The sequence below is a fragment of the Paenibacillus suaedae genome (genome assembly GCF_032337355.1).
Classification (GTDB): Bacteria; Bacillota; Bacilli; order Paenibacillales; family Paenibacillaceae; genus Paenibacillus_B; species Paenibacillus_B suaedae.
The window spans coordinates 1,164,485-1,184,913 of record NZ_JAVYAA010000001.1 but is presented as its reverse complement, the minus strand read 5'-3'; the positions used below and the strand labels follow the sequence as shown (position 1 = coordinate 1,184,913).

The 20,429-nt window shown below is 45.5% G+C and carries 11 protein-coding genes and 1 pseudogene; 2 read left to right on the top strand and 10 right to left on the bottom strand.

Annotated elements, in window-relative coordinates; genetic code table 11:
• Window positions 1–97: 97 nt before the first annotated feature.
• The 10 genes and pseudogenes from RQP50_RS05250 to RQP50_RS05205 all read right to left on the bottom strand — a co-directional run bounded on the left by RQP50_RS05250 (window position 98) and on the right by RQP50_RS05205 (window position 17,041).
• A complete protein-coding gene (locus RQP50_RS05250) occupies window positions 98–4,177 on the bottom strand; it encodes a polysaccharide lyase family 8 super-sandwich domain-containing protein (RefSeq protein ID WP_315743731.1) in 4,080 nt (1,359 codons plus the stop codon).
• 132 nt (window positions 4,178–4,309) lie between these two features.
• Window positions 4,310–5,680, bottom strand: a complete 1,371-nt coding sequence (locus RQP50_RS05245) for an ABC transporter substrate-binding protein (protein ID WP_021254838.1) — start codon at window positions 5,678–5,680, stop codon at window positions 4,310–4,312.
• Between the two features lie 186 nt (window positions 5,681–5,866).
• Window positions 5,867–6,703 carry a carbohydrate ABC transporter permease gene (locus RQP50_RS05240; RefSeq protein ID WP_021254837.1) on the bottom strand — a complete coding sequence of 279 codons (837 nt, stop codon included), beginning with the start codon at window positions 6,701–6,703 and terminating at the stop codon, window positions 5,867–5,869.
• 17 nt (window positions 6,704–6,720) lie between these two features.
• On the bottom strand, window positions 6,721–7,668 hold the full coding sequence (locus tag RQP50_RS05235) for a carbohydrate ABC transporter permease (protein ID WP_021254836.1): 948 nt from the start codon (window positions 7,666–7,668) through the stop codon (window positions 6,721–6,723).
• 302 nt (window positions 7,669–7,970) lie between these two features.
• The gene (locus RQP50_RS05230) at window positions 7,971–9,572 is read right to left on the bottom strand and encodes a basic secretory protein-like protein (protein ID WP_315743725.1); all 1,602 of its coding nucleotides are present in this window, start codon (window positions 9,570–9,572) and stop codon (window positions 7,971–7,973) included.
• Between the two features lie 51 nt (window positions 9,573–9,623).
• Entirely contained in the window at window positions 9,624–11,003 is a 1,380-nt protein-coding gene (locus tag RQP50_RS05225; protein ID WP_315743724.1) for an alpha/beta hydrolase family protein, read from the bottom strand.
• A gap of 182 nt (window positions 11,004–11,185) precedes the next feature.
• The gene (locus tag RQP50_RS05220; protein WP_315743722.1) at window positions 11,186–11,737 is read right to left on the bottom strand and encodes a TetR/AcrR family transcriptional regulator; all 552 of its coding nucleotides are present in this window, start codon (window positions 11,735–11,737) and stop codon (window positions 11,186–11,188) included.
• A gap of 119 nt (window positions 11,738–11,856) precedes the next feature.
• Window positions 11,857–12,273 (bottom strand): annotated as a pseudogene (locus tag RQP50_RS05215) (aminopeptidase); the annotation flags it as partial.
• Window positions 12,274–12,450: 177 nt separating this feature from the next.
• A complete protein-coding gene (locus RQP50_RS05210; protein WP_315743720.1) occupies window positions 12,451–12,840 on the bottom strand; it encodes an Asp23/Gls24 family envelope stress response protein in 390 nt (129 codons plus the stop codon).
• Window positions 12,841–14,062: 1,222 nt separating this feature from the next.
• Window positions 14,063–17,041, bottom strand: coding sequence for an adenosylcobalamin-dependent ribonucleoside-diphosphate reductase (locus tag RQP50_RS05205; protein WP_315744579.1), 2,979 nt, complete (start codon window positions 17,039–17,041; stop codon window positions 14,063–14,065).
• Between the two features lie 266 nt (window positions 17,042–17,307).
• On the opposite strand from RQP50_RS05205, the gene RQP50_RS05200 reads away from it, so the two are divergent.
• Entirely contained in the window at window positions 17,308–19,197 is a 1,890-nt protein-coding gene (locus RQP50_RS05200; protein ID WP_227774709.1) for a DEAD/DEAH box helicase, read from the top strand.
• Between the two features lie 25 nt (window positions 19,198–19,222).
• Entirely contained in the window at window positions 19,223–20,362 is a 1,140-nt protein-coding gene (locus RQP50_RS05195) for a YqhG family protein (RefSeq protein ID WP_315743717.1), read from the top strand.
• Window positions 20,363–20,429 lie beyond the last annotated feature (67 nt).

The window sequence follows — 20,429 nt, the reverse complement described above, 5'->3', positions numbered from 1 at the left end:
GGAAGTCACCTTCACTTAGATGATACAGTTTGGCACCTACTTAAGTCGTTGACCTTAAGACGTGACTAATGCAGATGGCTTGAATAGACAGCATCTCTTATTTCAAATCATTTAACATGCCTACAATCAAAGTAACTGCTTCAGCTCTGGTTGCAGCAGCATTAGGATTGAATGTACCAACTCCATTTCCTTTAATCAGGCCTGCTTCTTCTGCAGTTGCCACATAAGGCTTAGCCCATGCTGGCACTTGATCCGCATCTGTAAACGTCAGAGTTGCATTTGGATGTACTTCAAGACCCCGTGCACGAACAATCATAACAACGAGTTCACTTCTGGTGATATCTTTATTCGCACGGAATGTACGGTCTTCATAGCCTGAAATATATCCAGCTTTCGCAAGTGCTTGAATGTATGGCTGTGCCCATACTGGTGTTTGACTTTGATCCGCGAAAATAAACCCTGTATTTACGGGTTCCAACTTTAGCGCTCTAGCTAACATTGCTGAAATCTCACCGCGAGTTATCGTACCATTCGGCCTAAAGGTTCCATCCTCATAGCCACTTACAAAACCAAGCTCAACTGATTTTTCAATGGAAGCCTTAGCCCAATGATCTGCGATATCAGACAAATCTACTTTAGGGGGCACTGGATCAGTAGGTTTCACTGGTTCAGTTGGTTTAGGTTTAGGTGTTGGTGTCGGCGATGTTGGTGCTGGATCCGGTGATGGTGTCGATCCGCCACTTACCGGTGTATCGTCCTTATACGTTGCTGTTACTTTAACTGCTTCACCTGGCATGAGGAACGTATACATGTTAGTGTTTGTTGTATCTTGGGTTAACGTCAAGCTTGCTGGCGTAACGATCCACTTGTCGAACGCTTTACCCACAGGCGTATCCAGCGTTACCGTTACGGCCTCACCTTTCTTAGCCGTCTGTTTATCTGCTGTTGCACCTTCCACGGTTACGGTGTAGGTCTTGCCGAGATCAAATGTTGCCGTGTATGTCTTACCGAGCGATCCCGAAGTGTTGACTTCAATGCTAACTCCATCTTGTATCGGTGTAACTTTTATCCCCGTATCTGCAGTCAGCAATGTCAAGTTCGGTTGATGGATTTCAACCGTCACTTTGTTTTGCTTTTGCGTTGGATCGGATATCGCAATTTTCATTTCGCCGCTGTCTTCTTTCATGATGACCGTAGCTGCGGATTTAGCTTGGATGCTTCCCGCAGTATCCGCACTCCAGAAATTCGCAGCGGTGATGCCAAGCTGCATATTGCTAACAGCCTGTACGGTTGATGTATTGCTTAGCACATTGACAGCTGATTGTTCACTATAAGCTTGTGTTTGTGCCGCTGTCTTACCTGGAAGCAGCACATATTCGTAACTAGCTGCTTGTGGATTATTCCCATGTTCAAAGGCAATGCTGGCATAGTTGCGCGTCAGCTTATCTTGCGATTGACCGTTGTTAATCTCAGACCACGAGCCTGTTCTCGCCTCGCGTACGACATGCAGTGTGGGTGTAGTTGGGAAATAATAGCCCATATCCGTACCAGAACCTGCACCATTGCCCGCCAGATGCGCCCAGTTTACATCATCAATATCTGCTGCATAATCCAATGCTGTAGGCACCTGTACACCGTTAATCACAAAGGCGTTATCACCGCTGCTATTCAACTTGCGATTATCAACAATCGTTTCTACCGATTTTGTAGCGGCCGATGTTTTACGAATATCTGTACCGAGGGCAACAATTTCATCATCGAACATGAACCATGATTTCTTACCACTTAAATCACTGCCCGTTACTTTCGTTAATGAGAAATCCATGCCGCTTGCACTATATAAATGATCTAGTGTTGCACCGCCAACATGGCTTTTCGTATTGTAATAGTACGCCCATTCGCCCGGCATCTTTCCTTCTCCAGATCCGTCTGTTGTTGTTCCTGGCAGACGGAAACTGTTAACCGTTGCCCAAAATCCATCGCGATATTGCAATAAGTCTTCGTTATAGATATAGGTCATGCCAAGACCGGTATCCCAGCCTTTTACATTTTCTTTATTGCCCATTTCAAAGGCAGAAATGCGGTCTGAGAACATGCTTAGCCCAAAAGCGTAGTTCGGACGATGATGCGCGACACGGGCCATACCGTTGAACATATAACTGCGCGACAGCTCACCGCGCGGTGCGACAGTATCATCGTTCATCACTTTCTTCAGCAGCATCACACTATAAATCGGCAAGCCTTTATAGTAATCATCAAAGGTTGTATCCTTACTTACCCATTCCTTAACCATACTGCGAATAGTAGCGCTAACCTCTGGTGGTGCACCCTCTGCTAAACTTGCTAAAGCTACAATCGTGCCGCGAGCCGTACCCGAGTCTTTTCTGGAGATCCCCCGCCCGTTAACCATATCCATGTACAGCCCTTTGTAAATAACTGGTTCGAATGTATCACTTGCCCACTTATAAATGTTAGCCACACGTGGATCAGTCACAGGCCATGGTGAAGTGTTGAGCAAATAAGTGATGTCCGCCGTGCGGCTGAGCCAGACTGCACCATAGCCAGCCGTGTAAGCGATATTCGCATGCTGCACCAGTGAACCATCCTCATATACACCATCACCTTTCGTGACATAATTAAATTCGGAACCAATCGAATCCCGTCCTTGCGTAATTTTAGCGCTATTTCTACCAACTACGCCGCGAAGAGTTACAACAAGTGCTTTGTCCAGCAAATTGCCACCGGTTTCGATCACGGAGCTATTTTGCACCCGCTTTGTTGGATTAGGACAATACTTATCAATTGTCCGCATAAAGTTGCCTATTTGCTGATCGTTCAACTCATCATACATAAGGATCAAACAATCATTTAACAGCTGCGGTGCACCGATTTCAAATCCCCACCAGCTGCTGGCGCTGCTGTAGGATAAACGCTCGTTATAACGCTTAGCGTACATCCAATCCAGGGCACCTATAATTGCATCCCGCAGCTGTGGATCGTGATAGAAACGAGAAGCCTCTGTATTGTAAGCGGTTGCAATTATCTTAATACGAGTAAACTCGCTAACGATGTTGTTGGCATGCTGCTCCTTGGTATCGGCGTTATCGACAAGATCCGACCATAAGTATCTGCGGCTGCTATCATTAGCACTAAGCGTATCAAGATAACCCGTCTTAGCGGCATTGGATACATTATTGTCCATCTCAGCTACTAGTGCCAGAATAGCGGGATCAGAAGCGAGGTTATCGTCTACAGCTCCTACTAACTTCTGCTTCCAGCGTTCACGCAATTGGTCGTAAGCAGCCGCTGTCTCTGTAGAGTCTACACCAATGGTACTTTGTGCCTTTATCATCTGGTTTTCTGTCGCAACAGTGATTGTTGCCACGCCCGCTGCAACTGCTGTTACCTTACCAGCTTGATCAACAGCAGCTACGTTCTCATCACTAGTACTCCATATTACTTTGGGAGATGGCAGGTTATTTGGAGTGACGGTTAATGTTAGCGGCTTCGTCTCCCCAACCGTCATCATCGTTGCCGTCGGTTCAAGCGCTAACCCCGTTATGCCGTCATATTCCTCCAGCCGAATGTTATCAAACCACACTTTGCCGGTGCTATTTTCTAAAAACAATTCAACAAAAAATTTGGCACCACCAGCCGGCACCGTTATAAAAACTTGCTGCATCGTCCAATCGTTCGTACCATACACCTTCGTTGAAGTAGGTCCATCTATTAATTTGGTGTTAGAAGCATTCAGCACAGAAGTGCGGAAATAAGCGCCGCTGCCACCTGCAATATTTTCGGTTTTATACCACACTTGCAGGCGGTACGATTTCCCAGCCTCCACGGGTGCCTTAGCATTAATCGATACACGGCTTGTCCCGGAAGCATCTATCAGCATCGATTGCTGACCACTATAAGAATCATAGGTAGCGACCGTTACACTTACTGTCCTACCAGCTGGTTTACCAGAACCTACAGGAATCCATGTGTCCCAATTGACAGGTGCAGGGTTCGTATCCGTATATTGAGTCCAAGTACCGCTCGGCGCTGCTGTTGATTCGAAATCACCATTCGGAAATAAATTAGCAACATTTGATGACATCGCTACACCTGTGCCAACAGGCAAGAACGTGACTACTATCGCAACTACTAGTAACAAACTTAGTATTTTTTTCATCACTCTTCACCCCTTCTCTGAGCACCATATAGAAAAGGCGTCCCTCTTCCCACTATTTGTACTTTATATAGCATGGAATATAGAGACGCCTAGTTTCAGCGGATTTCTATTTATTATATTACTTACAAATCGTTACTTCTTCTCTTTCTCATTAATAATCTTCGTTGCTTCTTCAACCATCCATGCTTGTACTTTCTCAATTGGCTCCGTGCTAAGCATAAATTTGCTGAAGCCATCGTCGATAACTTTTGTTAAATCAGCACTCGAAGTGGTAAGGACCTTGGAAGCATCCAAATACTTAATATCGGCGCCAAACAGCGTGTTCTTCAATGACTCTACATCGTACTTGTCCGTGTTTTTACCGATCATGCGCTCCAATAGTTTTGTCTGATCTGCTTTCTTCCAACCGGAAAACTCTTGTCTATTGGCTGAATCTGCTGTAGACATGAAGCGCATCAGCTTATATGACTCTTCCTTGTGCTTCGTTGTTGAACCCATTGCTAATTGTGAACTGCCAACAAAGTATTTACCGCCCTCATAATCTTTAGGCAAAGCATTCTTTGGAGGCAAAGGAACTGGCGCGAAAGCAGTCACAAAATCATGTGGGTACTGCTCAAGATTGCCTGGATCTGGAATCGTGAAGCTGCCTGACATAATCATCGCTGCACTACCACCGAAGAATTCACTGCGATAGTTAAGCTTAGATGCTAGCACATCCGCATAGGGTTTCGCTGACTTATCAACACTTTCCATGTCTTTGCGCAATTGGAAGAAGTACGGATAGGTTGGGTCAGACAGAATTGTGCTGCCATCGTCATAGCGGAACGGATCTTTCATTACCGTTTGCGCTGGGGCATTCATATACAACTCCCACGTATGGAAGTATGTTCCGTATCGTTTGTCTACGCCTTCACCTTTTGTCAGCTTCTTCGCATACTCACGATAGTCATCCCATGTCCAGCCGAATTTAGGAACGGGCAGTCCCGCTTCATCCAACGCATTCTTATTGAGCATGACATAGGTATAACCTGATGTATATGGCATCCCGTAATATTTGCCGTCTACTTGCGGATTTACATAATACTCATCTTCCGCTTTCAAACCTTCTTTATCATAGAATTCATTTAGTGGCGTAAATGCACTGCGAACTGCTCTTTCAACGACCGCTGAAGTACTTGGCAATTGAACGACGTCAACTTCATCTCCTGACGAAATAAGGAAGTCCAATTTCTTTAACATTTCCAATGAATTACCCGGGACGAGCACGACATGTTCCACTTTAATACCAGGGTTAGCAGCTTCAAACTCACGCAGCATTGCGTCTGTACCCTCTTGTTGAGCCTCATTGTCCCAGTTATAGTACTTAAGGGTCACTTCCTTCTTCTCTGTACCGTTCGATTGTGCGGATTCGTCAGCTTTGTTTCCACAAGCGCTTGTAAACATCATTAATGCTAGTAGTAGGCATGTGGACAGAAGAAAATAACGTTTACTTTTAGTTGCCATGTGCAACTTCCCCCTAAAATGAATGATAGTAAGCTTTGAGTCAAGGCCTTGTTAGCGCTTACAGACAGTATATAACGTTTGCAAATTGCCTGCGTGTATAATTTTGTGCTTGTGCGATAACGATTTTGACTTATTAGAAGACTCTAACCTAGAGATGTCTACAGATTTATCATGAGTCCGTATTGCTTACCCTTTCACACCACCAAGGGCAATCCCACTAATAACTTGTCTCTGCAAAACAATAAACACAATCAGCAGAGGAATAATCGCTGATACTGCCGCCATCATCATAATCGCATCGTTGGTCGTATAATCATCCCTAAACAAGGTCATCCCTAGCGGAACGGTATACAAAGATTTCGATTGCAAGAAGATTAACGGATTTTGATAATCATTCCACGACCAGATGAACTTAATAATCGCCACCGTCGCGATTACAGGCTGACACAGCGGAAGCATAATCGAAGTGAAGCTGCGCAGGTGCCCTGCACCGTCAATTTTAGCAGCTTCCAAAATATCATCACTCACACCGGCCATAAATTGACGCAACAAGAATGTAAAGTAAATCGAAAACATACCCATCAATATTAGCGCTGCATGGGTGTCATATAGTCCCAACCAACGAATAAGCATGAAGCGAGGAATGAGCGTCGCTTGATCAGGAATAATCATCATGGCTAACAGCCCGGCAAATACAAGGTTTCGACCGCGAAATTGTAGTTTCGTAAAGGAATAGGCTGCCATCGTTGATATAAGTAACGAGAGTAAAGTAACGATAATTGCCACTTTAATGGAGTTGAAATAAATCTGACCGAACGGTACCTTTTGCATCCATACTGCCTTGAAGTTATTGACAAAGTTAGTTGCAGATGGAATCCATTCAATCGGGAAGCGCATGACATCTTTTTCAAATTTAAACGCTGACGACACCATCCATAATAATGGAAAGATAAAAAGTATAGACAATGCCCCCATTAACACGGTAGCGATAATTTTGGTAATCTTATTACGTAAGGTTAGCATCGTATTCTCCCTTTCTATTAAAATGATTCTTCTTGGCGCATCTTCCACGTTGCCGCAGTAATCAGACCGATAATCGCAAATAACAGCCAAGAGATTGCAGATGCATAGCCCATATTGTAGTTGACGAAACCTTCTTGATAGATGCGGAATACAATTACCGTTGATGAATTATCAGGACCGCCTTCGGTCAAATACGAAATAATATCGAACACTTTAAATGAACCAATAAGCATCGTAATAAGCAGGAAGAACGTCGTTGGACGGAGCAGCGGGATCGTGATATTGAAAAACTTCTTCAGCCCCGTCGCCCCATCAATTTCTGCCGCTTCATATAATTCTTCGGAAATATTGGACAATCCCGCCATGTATATAATAATCGTGTAACCGAGCCCTGCCCACGCACTAATAATAGCGACCGCGATTAGTGATGTTTTCGGATCAACGAGCCATTTCGGAGGATTCGATATACCAAGATCCATTAGAAATTGATTGATAGGGCCTAGTGAAGGGTGGAACAAGATGCTCCACACTGCTGCCACAGCGATAATCGAAGAAATGTAAGGTATAAAGAATACGACTTTAAAGTAATCCTTAAAGTAGACTTTACTATGAATAACAACTGCTAATACAAGCGCAAGCGCAATCGGAATTGGCACGGTTAACACCGTATATACTAAGTTGTTATATAATGCCTTCCATATCGTTGGATCTTGAAATAAATGAATGAAGTTTTGCAGACCAGCAAACTTAATACCTGATACCCCAGATAATAAATCCCAATCTGTAAAACTTAAATACAATGAAAACCCAAGGGCAAATACATTAAGCATCAACATGCCCACTATTTCTGGCAGTAAAAACAGCCAACCAACTAATGCTTCCTTTCTCCGTGGCGACCAAAATTTTTTCACTCCGCTCTCCGCCTGCTGCTTTGGAAGCTGATAACTTGATTTTGTCTCTTCCACTTTTTATGTCACCTCAGCTTATAATTTGTTGACTTCATCATAATTCGCAGGCAAGGGAGAACAAAGGATGGATTATGACCTAGTGTGGGTAAAATTTTGACCTTTGTCATTTATGGAAACATGCAACTGAGTTGACTACTATTGAGCATCATTGAGATGAAGGGCTTGATGGGATAAGTAGGAGATGGAGAGAGCTGGATCACTCGAGACGGGGAAGAAATGTAATGTAAACAGAAAAGCGACCCCTACTTTTCCATGTAAGGGCCGCCCATCACTCTCTTTCGCAAGGCTGAGATACCTAATCAATGATTAGAAAGTGTTTGTTGATATTGAGACCAGAGGGTATTCACGTCTATGCCAGTAATCAATTGAAATTGACTTTCTTTCCACAATTGAATTTGTTGCTCATTCATGCCATAGGGGATCCTTGCCGCATTTAATGCACGAATGAATCCGCGATGTTTCGAATCTTCAATCCAGCGAATGAAGTTCGCCGTTCCATTGCTAGACCAAGTTCCACCCGGGCTGATACCATAACGATTATGATAACCCGTTTCGTAACGCAAGCTATCAGCTACTGCTTCCACATCAAAGTCGCTATATTGATAAGCATGACCCAATTCATGGTAAAGGATTCCAATAATTTCATCGCGTAATGAGTTGTTAGGATTATTAGCTACGAAGCTTGCGAGATACTGAGAACTGATACCTAGCGTTTTTAACTCATTGTCTCCTGACATCCAGGCAACTCCAGGGGTGTCTACGATTTCCACCAGAATTTTCTTAACTCTAACCGGCATTTCTGCCGGACTCTTGTATAAAATTTCATTTAATTTACGCAAGATCGTCAAAATTTCTTGCTGGGCATTGGGTAGCGCTTGATCGAATAAACTGTAGCCCGCAAGATTCTGAACTTCGATGATCGGGTTCTCGGTATGCCACATGTCATTCGTACGCGAAAATTCAACTTCGCTTACTTGCAAAGCGTAGCCGCTATGATTTTGGATATTGTTGAGCCTATAGTATTGATAGGCATTTGTATTGTTATTCAATAAGTAATGTTTACGTTGATGGCGAAGCTTGAAGTTCTCATCGCTTTTCGTATCTAAATCCGTCCAGTTGATAGAATCATTGGATCCCTGCAGAACCCAGCTTCTCGGATCAGCATCGGGACTATTATTGTACGATTTAGCCGACGTAAGCGCGTAACCATCGATCATAACCTGTTCGCCAAAGTCGAACTGCAGCCATGCCGTATTGTTCCAAGTTAGCCACTTGGTATTGCTTGATCCGTCAACCAGATTCGCCTTGATATCGTCTGGCGCATTTTCTCCGCTGGCTGTAACCGTGGGCTTAATCGTGCTGAAAGTCTGCACATCATTACCGAATAGCTTAATTTCGGATAACTGCAGCATCCCGCCGTCATCGTACTGATTAGCAAAGTTATCAAACTTTACAAATTTATAAGCAGCCGTATTGGCAAATGAATAGGTTTTCGTTTGATGTCGGGAGGTGAAGCTTTGATTCTGCTGTGTGTCCAGATCATCCCAGACAATCCCGTCATTGGATCCTTTTAATACCCAGCTTTTCGGATCTCTTCCAGGCTCATCCTCCGCAGTTGTAATGGAGTACGATTTAACGATCTTTGCACTCGTGAATTCATATTGCAGCCATGCTGGAGTATTGAATGTTAACCACTTCGAAAAAATATACTGATCGAACGCTTTTTCCTTGCCTTCATGCGACCCATTTTCACCACTTGCGGTTACCGTCCCGTCTACAGCTAAATTGATCGGCAGGATGGTCGTAGTCGACTCGGCTGCAATAGCAACCGGAATATGTACATTGCTGCTAAAACCTAATCCTATTGCGGCCGCTAAGATAAGTACTCCTGTTTTTTTCATGTTTGTCCTCTCCTTTTTTTGATTAAGAAGTTTCATGATTTCCCCTACTTTTCAGTTCACTTTAAAATTAACTTCCGGGTATTTTGCGGCCAACCTTTCTAGTGCTGAGCTGTCGCCTGTCTGTTTCACATAAAGGTCAAAAAAAGCGAGACTGAATTCGTTAATGATACGATGAACGTACCGTGGATCTTCGCCAGGGCTTCGCAATAATGGTGAAATCAGATGAAAATCAGTGAAGCTCGTATGATCCGTGTGAGGAACGACCATCGACATGCCACCGCCGGCAAGCGCACGCTCGTTGCGGTTATTTATTACCTTGATATCTTCAAGTGGATCATCGATGATCCCTGCGCTCATGCTCAGAAACGGTTTGCCGATTCCCGTAGCTGGCACATTTGACCCATATAACAGACCGTCCATATTAATGGCTGCTTTGATACGGGAGTCCTCCACCAGCATTTGTGCGGCGGTAGCGCCACCGTAAGAATGGCCGAACATACCGATTCGCGAAGTGTCGATCCTTCCCGTAAAGCGGTCGTCTACATCGCCTCGGTTAAGCTTCTCCACTTGATCTAGCACAAAAGCGGTATCTTCCCGCCATAATTTGATATGGCGATCTCTTTCAGTAAGTTCAGTTAGATTCGTAGACTGAAAGTATGCAGTTCGACCGTCTGGATAGACGGTAGCCGCAGCGTCATAGGCATGGTCGATACATAAGACGATATAACCTTGACTTGCTAGCTCCTCGACTTGAAACGTATTTTGATTGCGAAAACCGTTCAAACCATGGGAGAAGATCAATACGGGATAACGGTTCTCGGCGTCTGATAGCCGGGCTTCCGTGAACGCATTCGATTTCACCACATTCAGATGGCCTAGTACGAATGCCGGGACGGACACATCTTTTTCCAGCCCCTTTGCGACCTCATGCGCATTGCGGATAAAGGGCTCGCGATTTCCCTCGCCTTTATCACCTGCAGGATAATAAATCTGTACCATTAGCTCGCGCCGGTCATTCGGATCTTTTGTAAAAAGTTCCTCCCGCTGATCATCAACCCAATGATACAGCGTTGTGCCGACCATAAATGGGCCGGTCGGTTTATGAAATAAAGATACAGGCATGAGTGCTGGCATTGCGACCGCTACAGACAAATAAATGACAAGCAGCAATGTACGAACCGTTACCGTAATTCTGTTTCTGGGGCTCTCTTTGCTCCTGGCCAATAGATAGCATACTGTCAATATAACAGGGGACACATAAGCCGGAATCATCTGCCAACGGTAGCCTTCAGCGATAAGCTGTATGATAAGAACACCGTAGGCAACCGTCAAGGCGGTAACAGACCACCGTTTTGTCTTCCAGCCTGCAAATAGAGTCCACCCCAGAAGGGCGAAATTAACAAAGATCAAACCGATTTCCCAAAATCCCATCGGATTCTCCCACCTTTCTTCATTTTCATCCAGGTACTATTAGTACTAAAATATTACTTTTGGTACTAATAATAAGTATTTCATACATTTGCTCTTAGTGAATCCACGAAAACAAAAAAGCTGAGAAGAACGGAAACCTGCAAATATTGTTTTTCTCAGCTCTAACAAATGGGAGCCTCATTCTACTTCCTAATTCCATTCAATATGATATCTACCATCATGGAAAGAGATTCTTGCACCGTAATTTGGCTGGAAGCTAAATTGCGCTGATCGAAAATCGATTTCATTAAGAAATTGAGGGTTTGGATCAGTGTTGGAATATGCATCGGACGAAAATCACCATTATGGATGCCTTCTTCAATGAGACTAGTAATGATATTCCACTCATCATTAATGCCTTGTTCCATTTCCCTCCACCGTTCGGGGTAGTACCGCCGAAGTTCGACCAGTAAGCGTACATAGCTGTTCTGAAAATCATGAGGGACAATCAAGAGTATCCCTTTCAATTTTTCAGATATGGTCAAATTCGTATCTTGGATCACTTCTTGAAATCGTCTTTCCGTTTCTTCGTTAACTTGCTGAACCACATAACCTATAAGTTCGTCCTTGGACGGGAAATGCTCGTACAGCGTGCTTTTGCTGACACCTAATTCGCGCGCCAAATCATTCATTGTAAATTTGATTCCTTTTTCATGAAATAGCGCGATAGCAGTTTTGGCAATTCGTTCTTTCATCCTTAGTTCACCTCAAACCAAGAGTAGTACCGATAGATCCATTTATGGTACTTTGGGTACTAGGAAAGTGTAACTCTTTATCTCCTTGGGGTCAAATTCTGCGACCAAGTTAGCACTAACTACTTTGGATTTTCGGGGTTTAGCTTTTCCAGTTCTGGAATCACGAAACGTCCGTCTTTTCGAATCAGTCGATCATCAAACCAAATCTCTCCACCGCCATACTCTGAGCGTTGAATCATCACCATGTCCCAGTGGATTGCTGACTCATTCCCATTTGAAGCATTATCATAGCATCGTCCCGGTGTGAAATGAAAGCTGCCATCGATTTTCTCATCGAACAGAATATCCTGCATTGGTTCCCTAATAGCAGGATTCACCCCAATTGCAAACTCCCCTATGTAACGTGCACCTTCATCCGCATCTAAGATATTGTTTAGCCGCTCGGTGTTGTTTGCTGCCGCATGGATGATCTCTCCATCTTTAAACTCCAATCGGACATTTTCGAATGTAAATCCCTGATAGGGTGATGGTACGTTTTTATGCACGGCTTTCACAAGTTCCTTTGCCAAAGATGTATCGATTCCAGTTGAATCTATTAATACATTGTCTCCCTTTTGCACTTTTGTAGAATAGTTTACGAGAATATCAGCTAATTTCGTAAGTCGTGGATCTAACATACATATACACCTCTCCCATCGTTTTTTAGCGATAACCTATTTGCTAATTCGTTGAATTTCCTTCACCTCCTCATCTGTGAAAGAGACCCCCTCTACCCTTACATTAATCTCTACAACGCAAAGTCCAGTCATACTTTGAACCGCTTCGCGGATGTTTACCTGCAATTGATGACACACTTCATGAATTTTCATACCGTACACAACCATAACTCGCAGGTCTATAGCAGCTTCAACTTCACCTACCTCGACGGACACGCCCTTTTGCACGTTCTTGCCACTCAACATCTTCACCCAATCATCTGATAGTCCGCCAGACATAGCAGTAATTCCTGGAGTCTCAAGCGCTGCAAGACCAGCAATTGTGGCAACGACATCATCGGAAATCAGAATGTTGCCTCCATGCTTTTTCAATTGATTTTCAGCCATGGTCATCTTCCTTTCTGTCTCTCCAAATTAGATAGTAATCTATCGTGGAACATGAAATTGAATACTGTATGCAAATGGTTCCTCCTCTCGATCATCAACCCAATCTCTCAAAATTCATCGTATTTCTCCCTCGGTCTGCATTTTCATCATCAAAGGCATCCCGATAGGTAAGAAACAATCGGAAAAAATCATAATTACTTCCATTCGTTTTCTACTTTGCTTTTTTCTTTCGTACCTGTAGTACCCATTTAGTATTTATAGTACTGATATTGTTATAATACCATAAAATAACTCTAAGTCAACTCTTCAAAAACTCCGGAAGCAGAAAGCGTTCAGAACTTAGAAGTCGCCTTCCACAGCGTCAAATCTATCTCAATTATCCTGTAAATTTAATCAACAAAGCTCGCCAGCGCCGAAATTTCCGGACCATATCCCCTTACTTGATCCCTGCCATGGCAAGCGTCTGGGGAGCACTGATGTTGGATGAGCCAATACACCCGATTTGCTCGCTGGGCTGGTACTGATCCTGAGCGGGGTCTTTCTAACGGGTCATACGGTCCGCTGCGCAGCCCAAAGTAGAACCCAATATAGCTCTTGCCAGATAGCTACATCTGTGATATAATATGATATTGTAATTTCAATTTAACCCCTTTTACGTTCCTCGCTAGAAGAATAACCCTTCGTGACCACGAAGTTTTAAATTCTTATTTTGAATAACCCAAACGAAGTATGAGTTTATGTAAAGACGAAATTCTGATTCACACTGGCGCGGTCATCGGAGCCGCAAGGACAAAAGAGAGGTAGGGCTTTTGTTGTTTTAGAAGTGTCATTATTCTGTTAACCTATATAAAATGATCTGAAGTTAAGGTAATCTCCCGTTCATTTTATGCAACTAGAAAACAACCAGGGACCGGCTGCAGCCATACTACAGGCTGTCAGGGGTTAAATAGTTGGCGTCATGCTGCGCCAGACCAAAACACAAACCCCCGGGGCGCTGCCACAGCAGCTTCACGGGGGTTTTCCATTTGCCCTATACTTTGTAACCATTAATCGGCGATTTGATCTGCGCGCCTCTCTTCATTATTCAAACAGCGCCACCGAATTGTTATCCATGCCGCCACGGTGACAAGGTAGCCGATGTATTGCCCCGACTATTACAATGAACGTTACATACAAATGATTCACAGCACTCATTTCTCTCAAATCTTCAAACATATGCTCTTTATGAACAACGGCTGTATCCACAGTTCGCACACGTCTTGCAGCCTTCCATATTGATAAGAGAAGCTGAGCCGCAGGAAGGACATAAGTCTCTCGACATCCCGCTCATCATCGGTGGAGATGTATCTTTCTGAGCAGATGATGAATCTTCAATCGCAGCTGCGATTGGTTCCTGTTCGATCGATTCCTGTCGTGAAGAATTAACCTGTTGATGATTGCCACTGACAGTCTGATTGTTGTTGTTTGACTGATGGCCATTTTCACTCGATTGTTGGTTATTGTTATGCGACTGACCGCTGTCATTTTGATGGTTCTGCTGACCGTTTCTCCCTTTACTATTTCGCTGACGCTCTTGATCACATGCCTGCTCCTGCATATGTGTCTCCAGCGCTTTTGCGACTGCATCTGCAATCGATTCCACCCGATTAGCACCGAAGCCAACGGAGCCTGAACCACCGATTCCCTTCAAATGCTTGATTAACAGCTCTACTTTGTTGCCATGGTCGCCATAGCGCAGGAACAGGGAACATACGCGGCCTAGCGCTTCCGCCATCGCAAATACATCGGATCCAGCCTTGCCGACGTTTAAGAAGATTTCTGCAGGAATGTCATTCAAATCATTAATCGTAATGTACGCCATCCCGAACGGCGTATTAATCTTATACGTTGCGCCGCGCAATACTTGGGGACGGCGCTTGTACACATTATTTGAGCTTGCTGATTCAGACTCTCCCCCCTTGGTTGCAGTTACCTCAGCAGAAGGAGAAGCATTGCCATGTGTAGATTCCTGAGTAGATTCCTGACCGTCATTACTTTCCTGCGCTCGGACTCCATCCTTCTGTTCATGATCTGAAGAGACACTCAAAGACGATGCACCAGACGAGCCAGTATCCTGACGATGAAGCTGCTGCTCATTTCCGTCCCCATTGTTCTTCGTCTTCTGTTGACCCTCAGAGACAAAGGAAGACTCGCAATGAAGAACCCCTCCTTGTGTTGATTGTGGCTCCTCGGAATCAGCTTGCCCCGATCCTGAATGGTTGCTCTCTTCCTGCTTCGACTCTTTCTCCGTCGACAGCACTTGCACGTCTCGACTTCCATCTCGGTAAATGGTTACACCTTTACATCCGAGGTCGAACGCCAGTTCATACAATTCCTTCGTCTGCTCGATAGTAAAGTCACTCGGGCAGTTCGCCGTTTTGGAAATCGAGCTGTCCACCCAGCGCTGAATCGCTGCTTGGGCACGTATATGATCCTCTGCTGACAGATCCATCGCTGTTACAAAGTAATCCGGCAGCTGGTCGTTCGGATGCGCATCCTTCCATTGCTGCGCAATCGGCACGAACTGCTCGTCATAGCCGAGACGGCTCTGGCGGTAATATTTGAAGGCGAAGTACGGCTCGATCCCGGTGGAAGTGCCAACCATGGTACCCGTGCTGCCCGTCGGCGCTTGTGTAATGACCGTTACATTACGCATCCCCTTCGCTTGAATTGCTTCTTCGACCTCAGGAAATACACCGCACATTTGCTTCATGAAGCCGCTTGACAAGTATGGCTCTGCTTGGAAGGCAGGGAAAGCCCCTTTCTCCGCAGCAATATCCGCAGAAGCCAAATAGGCCTCGCGGGCAATAAAGCCGAACAGCCGGTCAAGGAATTCGAGCGAGTAAGGACTTCCATATCGGATGCCAAGCTTGATCATCAATTCTGCCAATCCCATCGAGCCCAGCCCGACACGCCGCTCCTTCTGTTGATTGTTTTTATTCTCCTCAAAATGATACGGAGTCTTATCTATGACGTTATCGAGGAAGCGCACCGCATAACGCGTTACCTTCGATAGCTCCTCCCAAGCAACATCCCGCTTCTCAGCATCATAGAACTTGGACAGGTTGAGCGCGGATAAATTGCAGACACCCCACGCCGGTAGTCCCTGTTCTCCACAAGGATTCGTACAGATAATCGGGTTGAAATACCAGCTGTTCGACATCTGATTATAATGCTCCATGAAGACAACACCCGGTTCCGCAGACTTCCACGCCGACTCTATAATCGTATGCCAAATGTCGCGGGCCTTAACTGTCTGATAAGGAATGACGGACTTGCCCGCCTTCTTCCACTTCTCCAAATCTCCATCCCACTGCTCATCATAGTCCGGATCACTCGTATCTGGAAATACAAGTTCCCAGTCCAAGTCCTCCTTCACGGCTTTCATAAATCCATTGCTAACACAGACAGATAAGTTCGCATTCGTCACTTGACCTGCAGTCTGCTTCACTGTAATAAAATCCAAAATGTCCGGATGCCAATCATACATCATTAACATTAAGGCACCACGCCGGCTGCCGCCCTGCTCGATAAGTCCTGTCGTATAGCTGAATAAGCCTCCCCATGAAACCGCGCCACTGGATGAGCCATTAACACCACGCACAATAGCCCGTCTTGGACGAAGCGAGGATAGATTGATGCCAACGCCGCCACCCCGAGCCATAATTTCTGTCATTTCCGAGAGCGTCTGCATAATCCCGCCTCGACTATCCTTAGGAGACGGAATGACATAGCAATTGAACAAGGTTAGCTCCTCGCTTGCTCCTGCTCCTGCTGCGATTCGTCCACCCGGGACAAGCTTCCAATCATCGAGAATATATCTGAATTTATCCGTCCATTCCGCTTGCTTCTCCTTAGTCTCAATGGAGGCAATTGCAGATGCCAATCGATCCCACATTTCCTCCGGTGTTTTCTCCACGGTCAGCGTCACATGCTCAATAGACGTCTGGATGGTCGCCCCGCTTCGGAGTGCAACAGATAAGTTCCGGCCATTACGTGCAGTAACCTCTCCAACCTCCTTCGTCGGAAATTTCGGATCATCTTTCGTTAATACAAGTACAACGTCCCCCACTCGGGTATTATTCGTATCTGCATCCTTTTTTGCATATCGATCTAGAAATATCTTCTCACTTAGTCCTTCCAAGCGTTTCTTCTGTGGCATATTCAAAGAGAACAACCTCCTGTGCTTCTTCATTTCATCAAATCTTTATCAACAACCACGTGCGTTAGACCTGCTTACATGGTATGTACTCAACACTATATCTAGTGTCCAAAAAGTATTTTACATCAACATATACAAAACCACTGTGATAAATCCCTCATTTCAAACTCTTTCCATCGTATCGTATGAACAGTTATGAAATAAGAAGATTACGTCCATACTACACGGTAATGAAGAATAACGCATCGATTAAGGAGGGAGACAACATGCGTACGTATCAGCCGTCGAACGAAGAGTCTCGTACACCGAGTAACGCTTCTACGACACTAGCTTACCCCGGAATCGAAGCATCTATGGGAACTGTGGGTATTAATGGAGATAACCCCTCCACATCCTCCCGTACTAGCACAGCTGCAATAGGTCGCATCCCCCTTACTATCGAGAACGGATGGACGGACGAGCTTCTTGCTCGCATTGACAAAAACAGCCCTTGGGATGACTGGACCTTATTCCGGCTTGCATACGAAGCCCAGCAGGCAAAGCGAATTCATGCATTTGACGAGCTTCAATGCTTAACTCATATTACAAACGTCGATCCACTGCCGCATCAGTTAGAGACAGCCCGCAAAGTGCTGCATGATATGCGAGGCAGAGCAATATTAGCCGATGAGGTAGGTCTCGGGAAGACGATCGAAGCCGGTCTTGTTTTAAAGGAATATATGATTCGTGGACTTGTGAAGCGAGTGCTCATCTTAGTGCCCGCCTCTCTTGTGCTGCAATGGGTTCGTGAGCTGAACCATAAGTTCGGCATTCCTGCGATCGCCCAAAAGAAGGGATATCAATGGGCAAATGACATCGTAGTCGCTTCCATGGATACTGCTAAACGCGATCCGCACAAGGAAATTCTCATGGAGCAGGAATACGATATGTTAATCGTTGACGAAGCCCATAAACTGAAAAATCGGAAAACAACGAACTATCAATTCATTCAGCATTTGCGCAAGAAATACTGTCTTCTGCTAACAGCTACACCCGTTCAGAATGATATGAACGAGTTGTATAACTTGATCAATCTGCTGAAGCCAGGTCAGTTGGGCGGTCAAGGGGAGTTCAGCACGAACTTCGTCGCAGACAAGCGGATGCCGAAGAATGAGGGCATGCTCCAGAGCGAGCTATCGAAGGTCATGGTGCGCAATCGCAGAGGTGAAGGCAATGTTCATTTTACGAAGCGTATCGTTAAGAATGTTCCACTCACCCTCTCGCCGGAAGAACAGGCGCTCTATGATGGCGTCACTCGATTTGTAAAGGAGCAATATCGAACAAACAGCGGGGATATCGGCAGCATGTTCTCCCTCATTACGCTGCAGCGGGAAGTATGCTCCAGTCGGGATGCCGTCTTCTTAACACTCGTGAATTTGTCAAAGAAGCTTGCCGAGGACTCCCCTATTCGCAATTATATCTGGGATCTTGTCGATCTCATTAAAGGCATTAATGCGAATACCAAAGCCGAAACGGCGATGAACATTATTCGCGAGATTAATGAAAAAGTTATCGTGTTTACCGAATACAGAGCTACCCAGGAGTACTTGCTGCAGTATTTCCGCAATGCCGGTCTAGTCGCAGTTCCTTACAGCGGAGGGATGAACCGCGGCAAGAAGGATTGGATGATGGATCTTTTCCGCGGACGGGCACAGGTCATGATTGCAACAGAAGCCGGGGGCGAAGGTATCAATCTGCAGTTCTGCCATCATATGATTAATTTTGATTTGCCATGGAACCCGATGCGCGTAGAGCAGCGGATTGGTAGGGTACATCGGCTTGGTCAGAACAATGATGTGAAGATCTACAACCTATCAACGCAAGGAACGATTGAAGAATATATACTGAACCTGCTTCATGAGAAAATCAACATGTTTGAGATGGTCATCGGCAGTCTCGACATGATCCTAGAACGGTTCGAGAAGCAGGATTCTCTCGAGAAGAGCCTCTCCCGCATTCTTCTGGAATCGGATTCGGAAGATCTGATTCACACCGAGGTGGAGCGTTTAGGCAATTCGTTAAATGCGATACGTGAAGAAATAGATATGGAAGACGACGAGAAGAGTGCAGCAATAAGTAATCTCCTGCATAACATGAGTGCCGAGATTGAAGGATGATGACAGGAATAGGAGGTAGGAAGGAATGAATACGGAGCAAGTACGACGATTTGTGCTCGATTATTTGGAGGCCACCGATTGTCATATCATGGAGACCTCACCTGCCAGTGTAACCGTGAAGCTGTCAGAACGAGCCGACCGTAAGCTTACGAACCGTCCCTACTATTGGGGTTTTGTTGATCGCACAGGGGCAGAGCCCGAGACGATGCGATTCACCTTCGTATTCGATCCTTCTGCGATGCAGCCTGAACCCCCTCGTGGACCTTCTGCCCCGCCAGTCCTGCCACCTGCGGGTAAAGCCACAGCTCCGCCAACTGGTGCAGCTATTGCTCCGCCTCCGGGCTCTACCCCTGCCGGTACAGCCCCCGGCGACTCCATCCTCGGTCGCTACTTCGGCGTAGCACCCGCCTTCACAGGCGGCGGTGGAGGCTTAGGACGAATTCCACGCGAGGATGTTACCTTCGGCAGCCGGCGGCTGTCGAGCATCATGCAAGCGGTTCATGAAGAGGGTCGCTTCATTCAATTGTTCGCTGAACCAGCCAATGCCGGCAGTACTGCTGCAAACAGTTCCACACGAGGTACTAAGCGTTCTACTGCATATGAGCCATGGCTTCTCTTAAATCTTAACGTCGAATTTGCATGCGACCTAAAGAGAGAGGAAATTCATTCGTTCGGAATATCTCTGATTACGGGACGAATTCGGACTGACTTCATGGAACAACTGCTGTCCATGCCCTTGTCCCCTAAGCTTCCTTCCAATGTGCATGTTGCGCCTTGGTCGTTGTCTATTCAACAAGCCCGCGAGGCTGTAGAAAGACATTTAATCGATCTCATCTCTACCTATGACAATACATGGGCTGTGGAAGCGTCAGAACGATTGGAAGAAGAGCTTGCGAGATTGAAGTCTTATTACGAACCTCAGCTTCAGCAATTCAGCACCGAAGCCGAGCAGGCTGCGAATATGCCATCCAACAAGGACAAGCATAGCGGGGATGATTCCGACACTGATCCCGAACAAGGGAATACAAATTCCCCTTCGAAACAAGAACAGATCCAGCAGCAATATGACATGAGGTGCCAAGAGATTCGGTGGCAATTCGAGCCTCGGATTGCGGTCAATTTTCTCAATGCAGGTCTGATTCATCTTCCTTCGACATTGGCCTAAGCCTATCAATCATGAACAGTGCAGAAACGCCACATTGCGGCAAAAATAGAACGTGTAAAGGACAAGC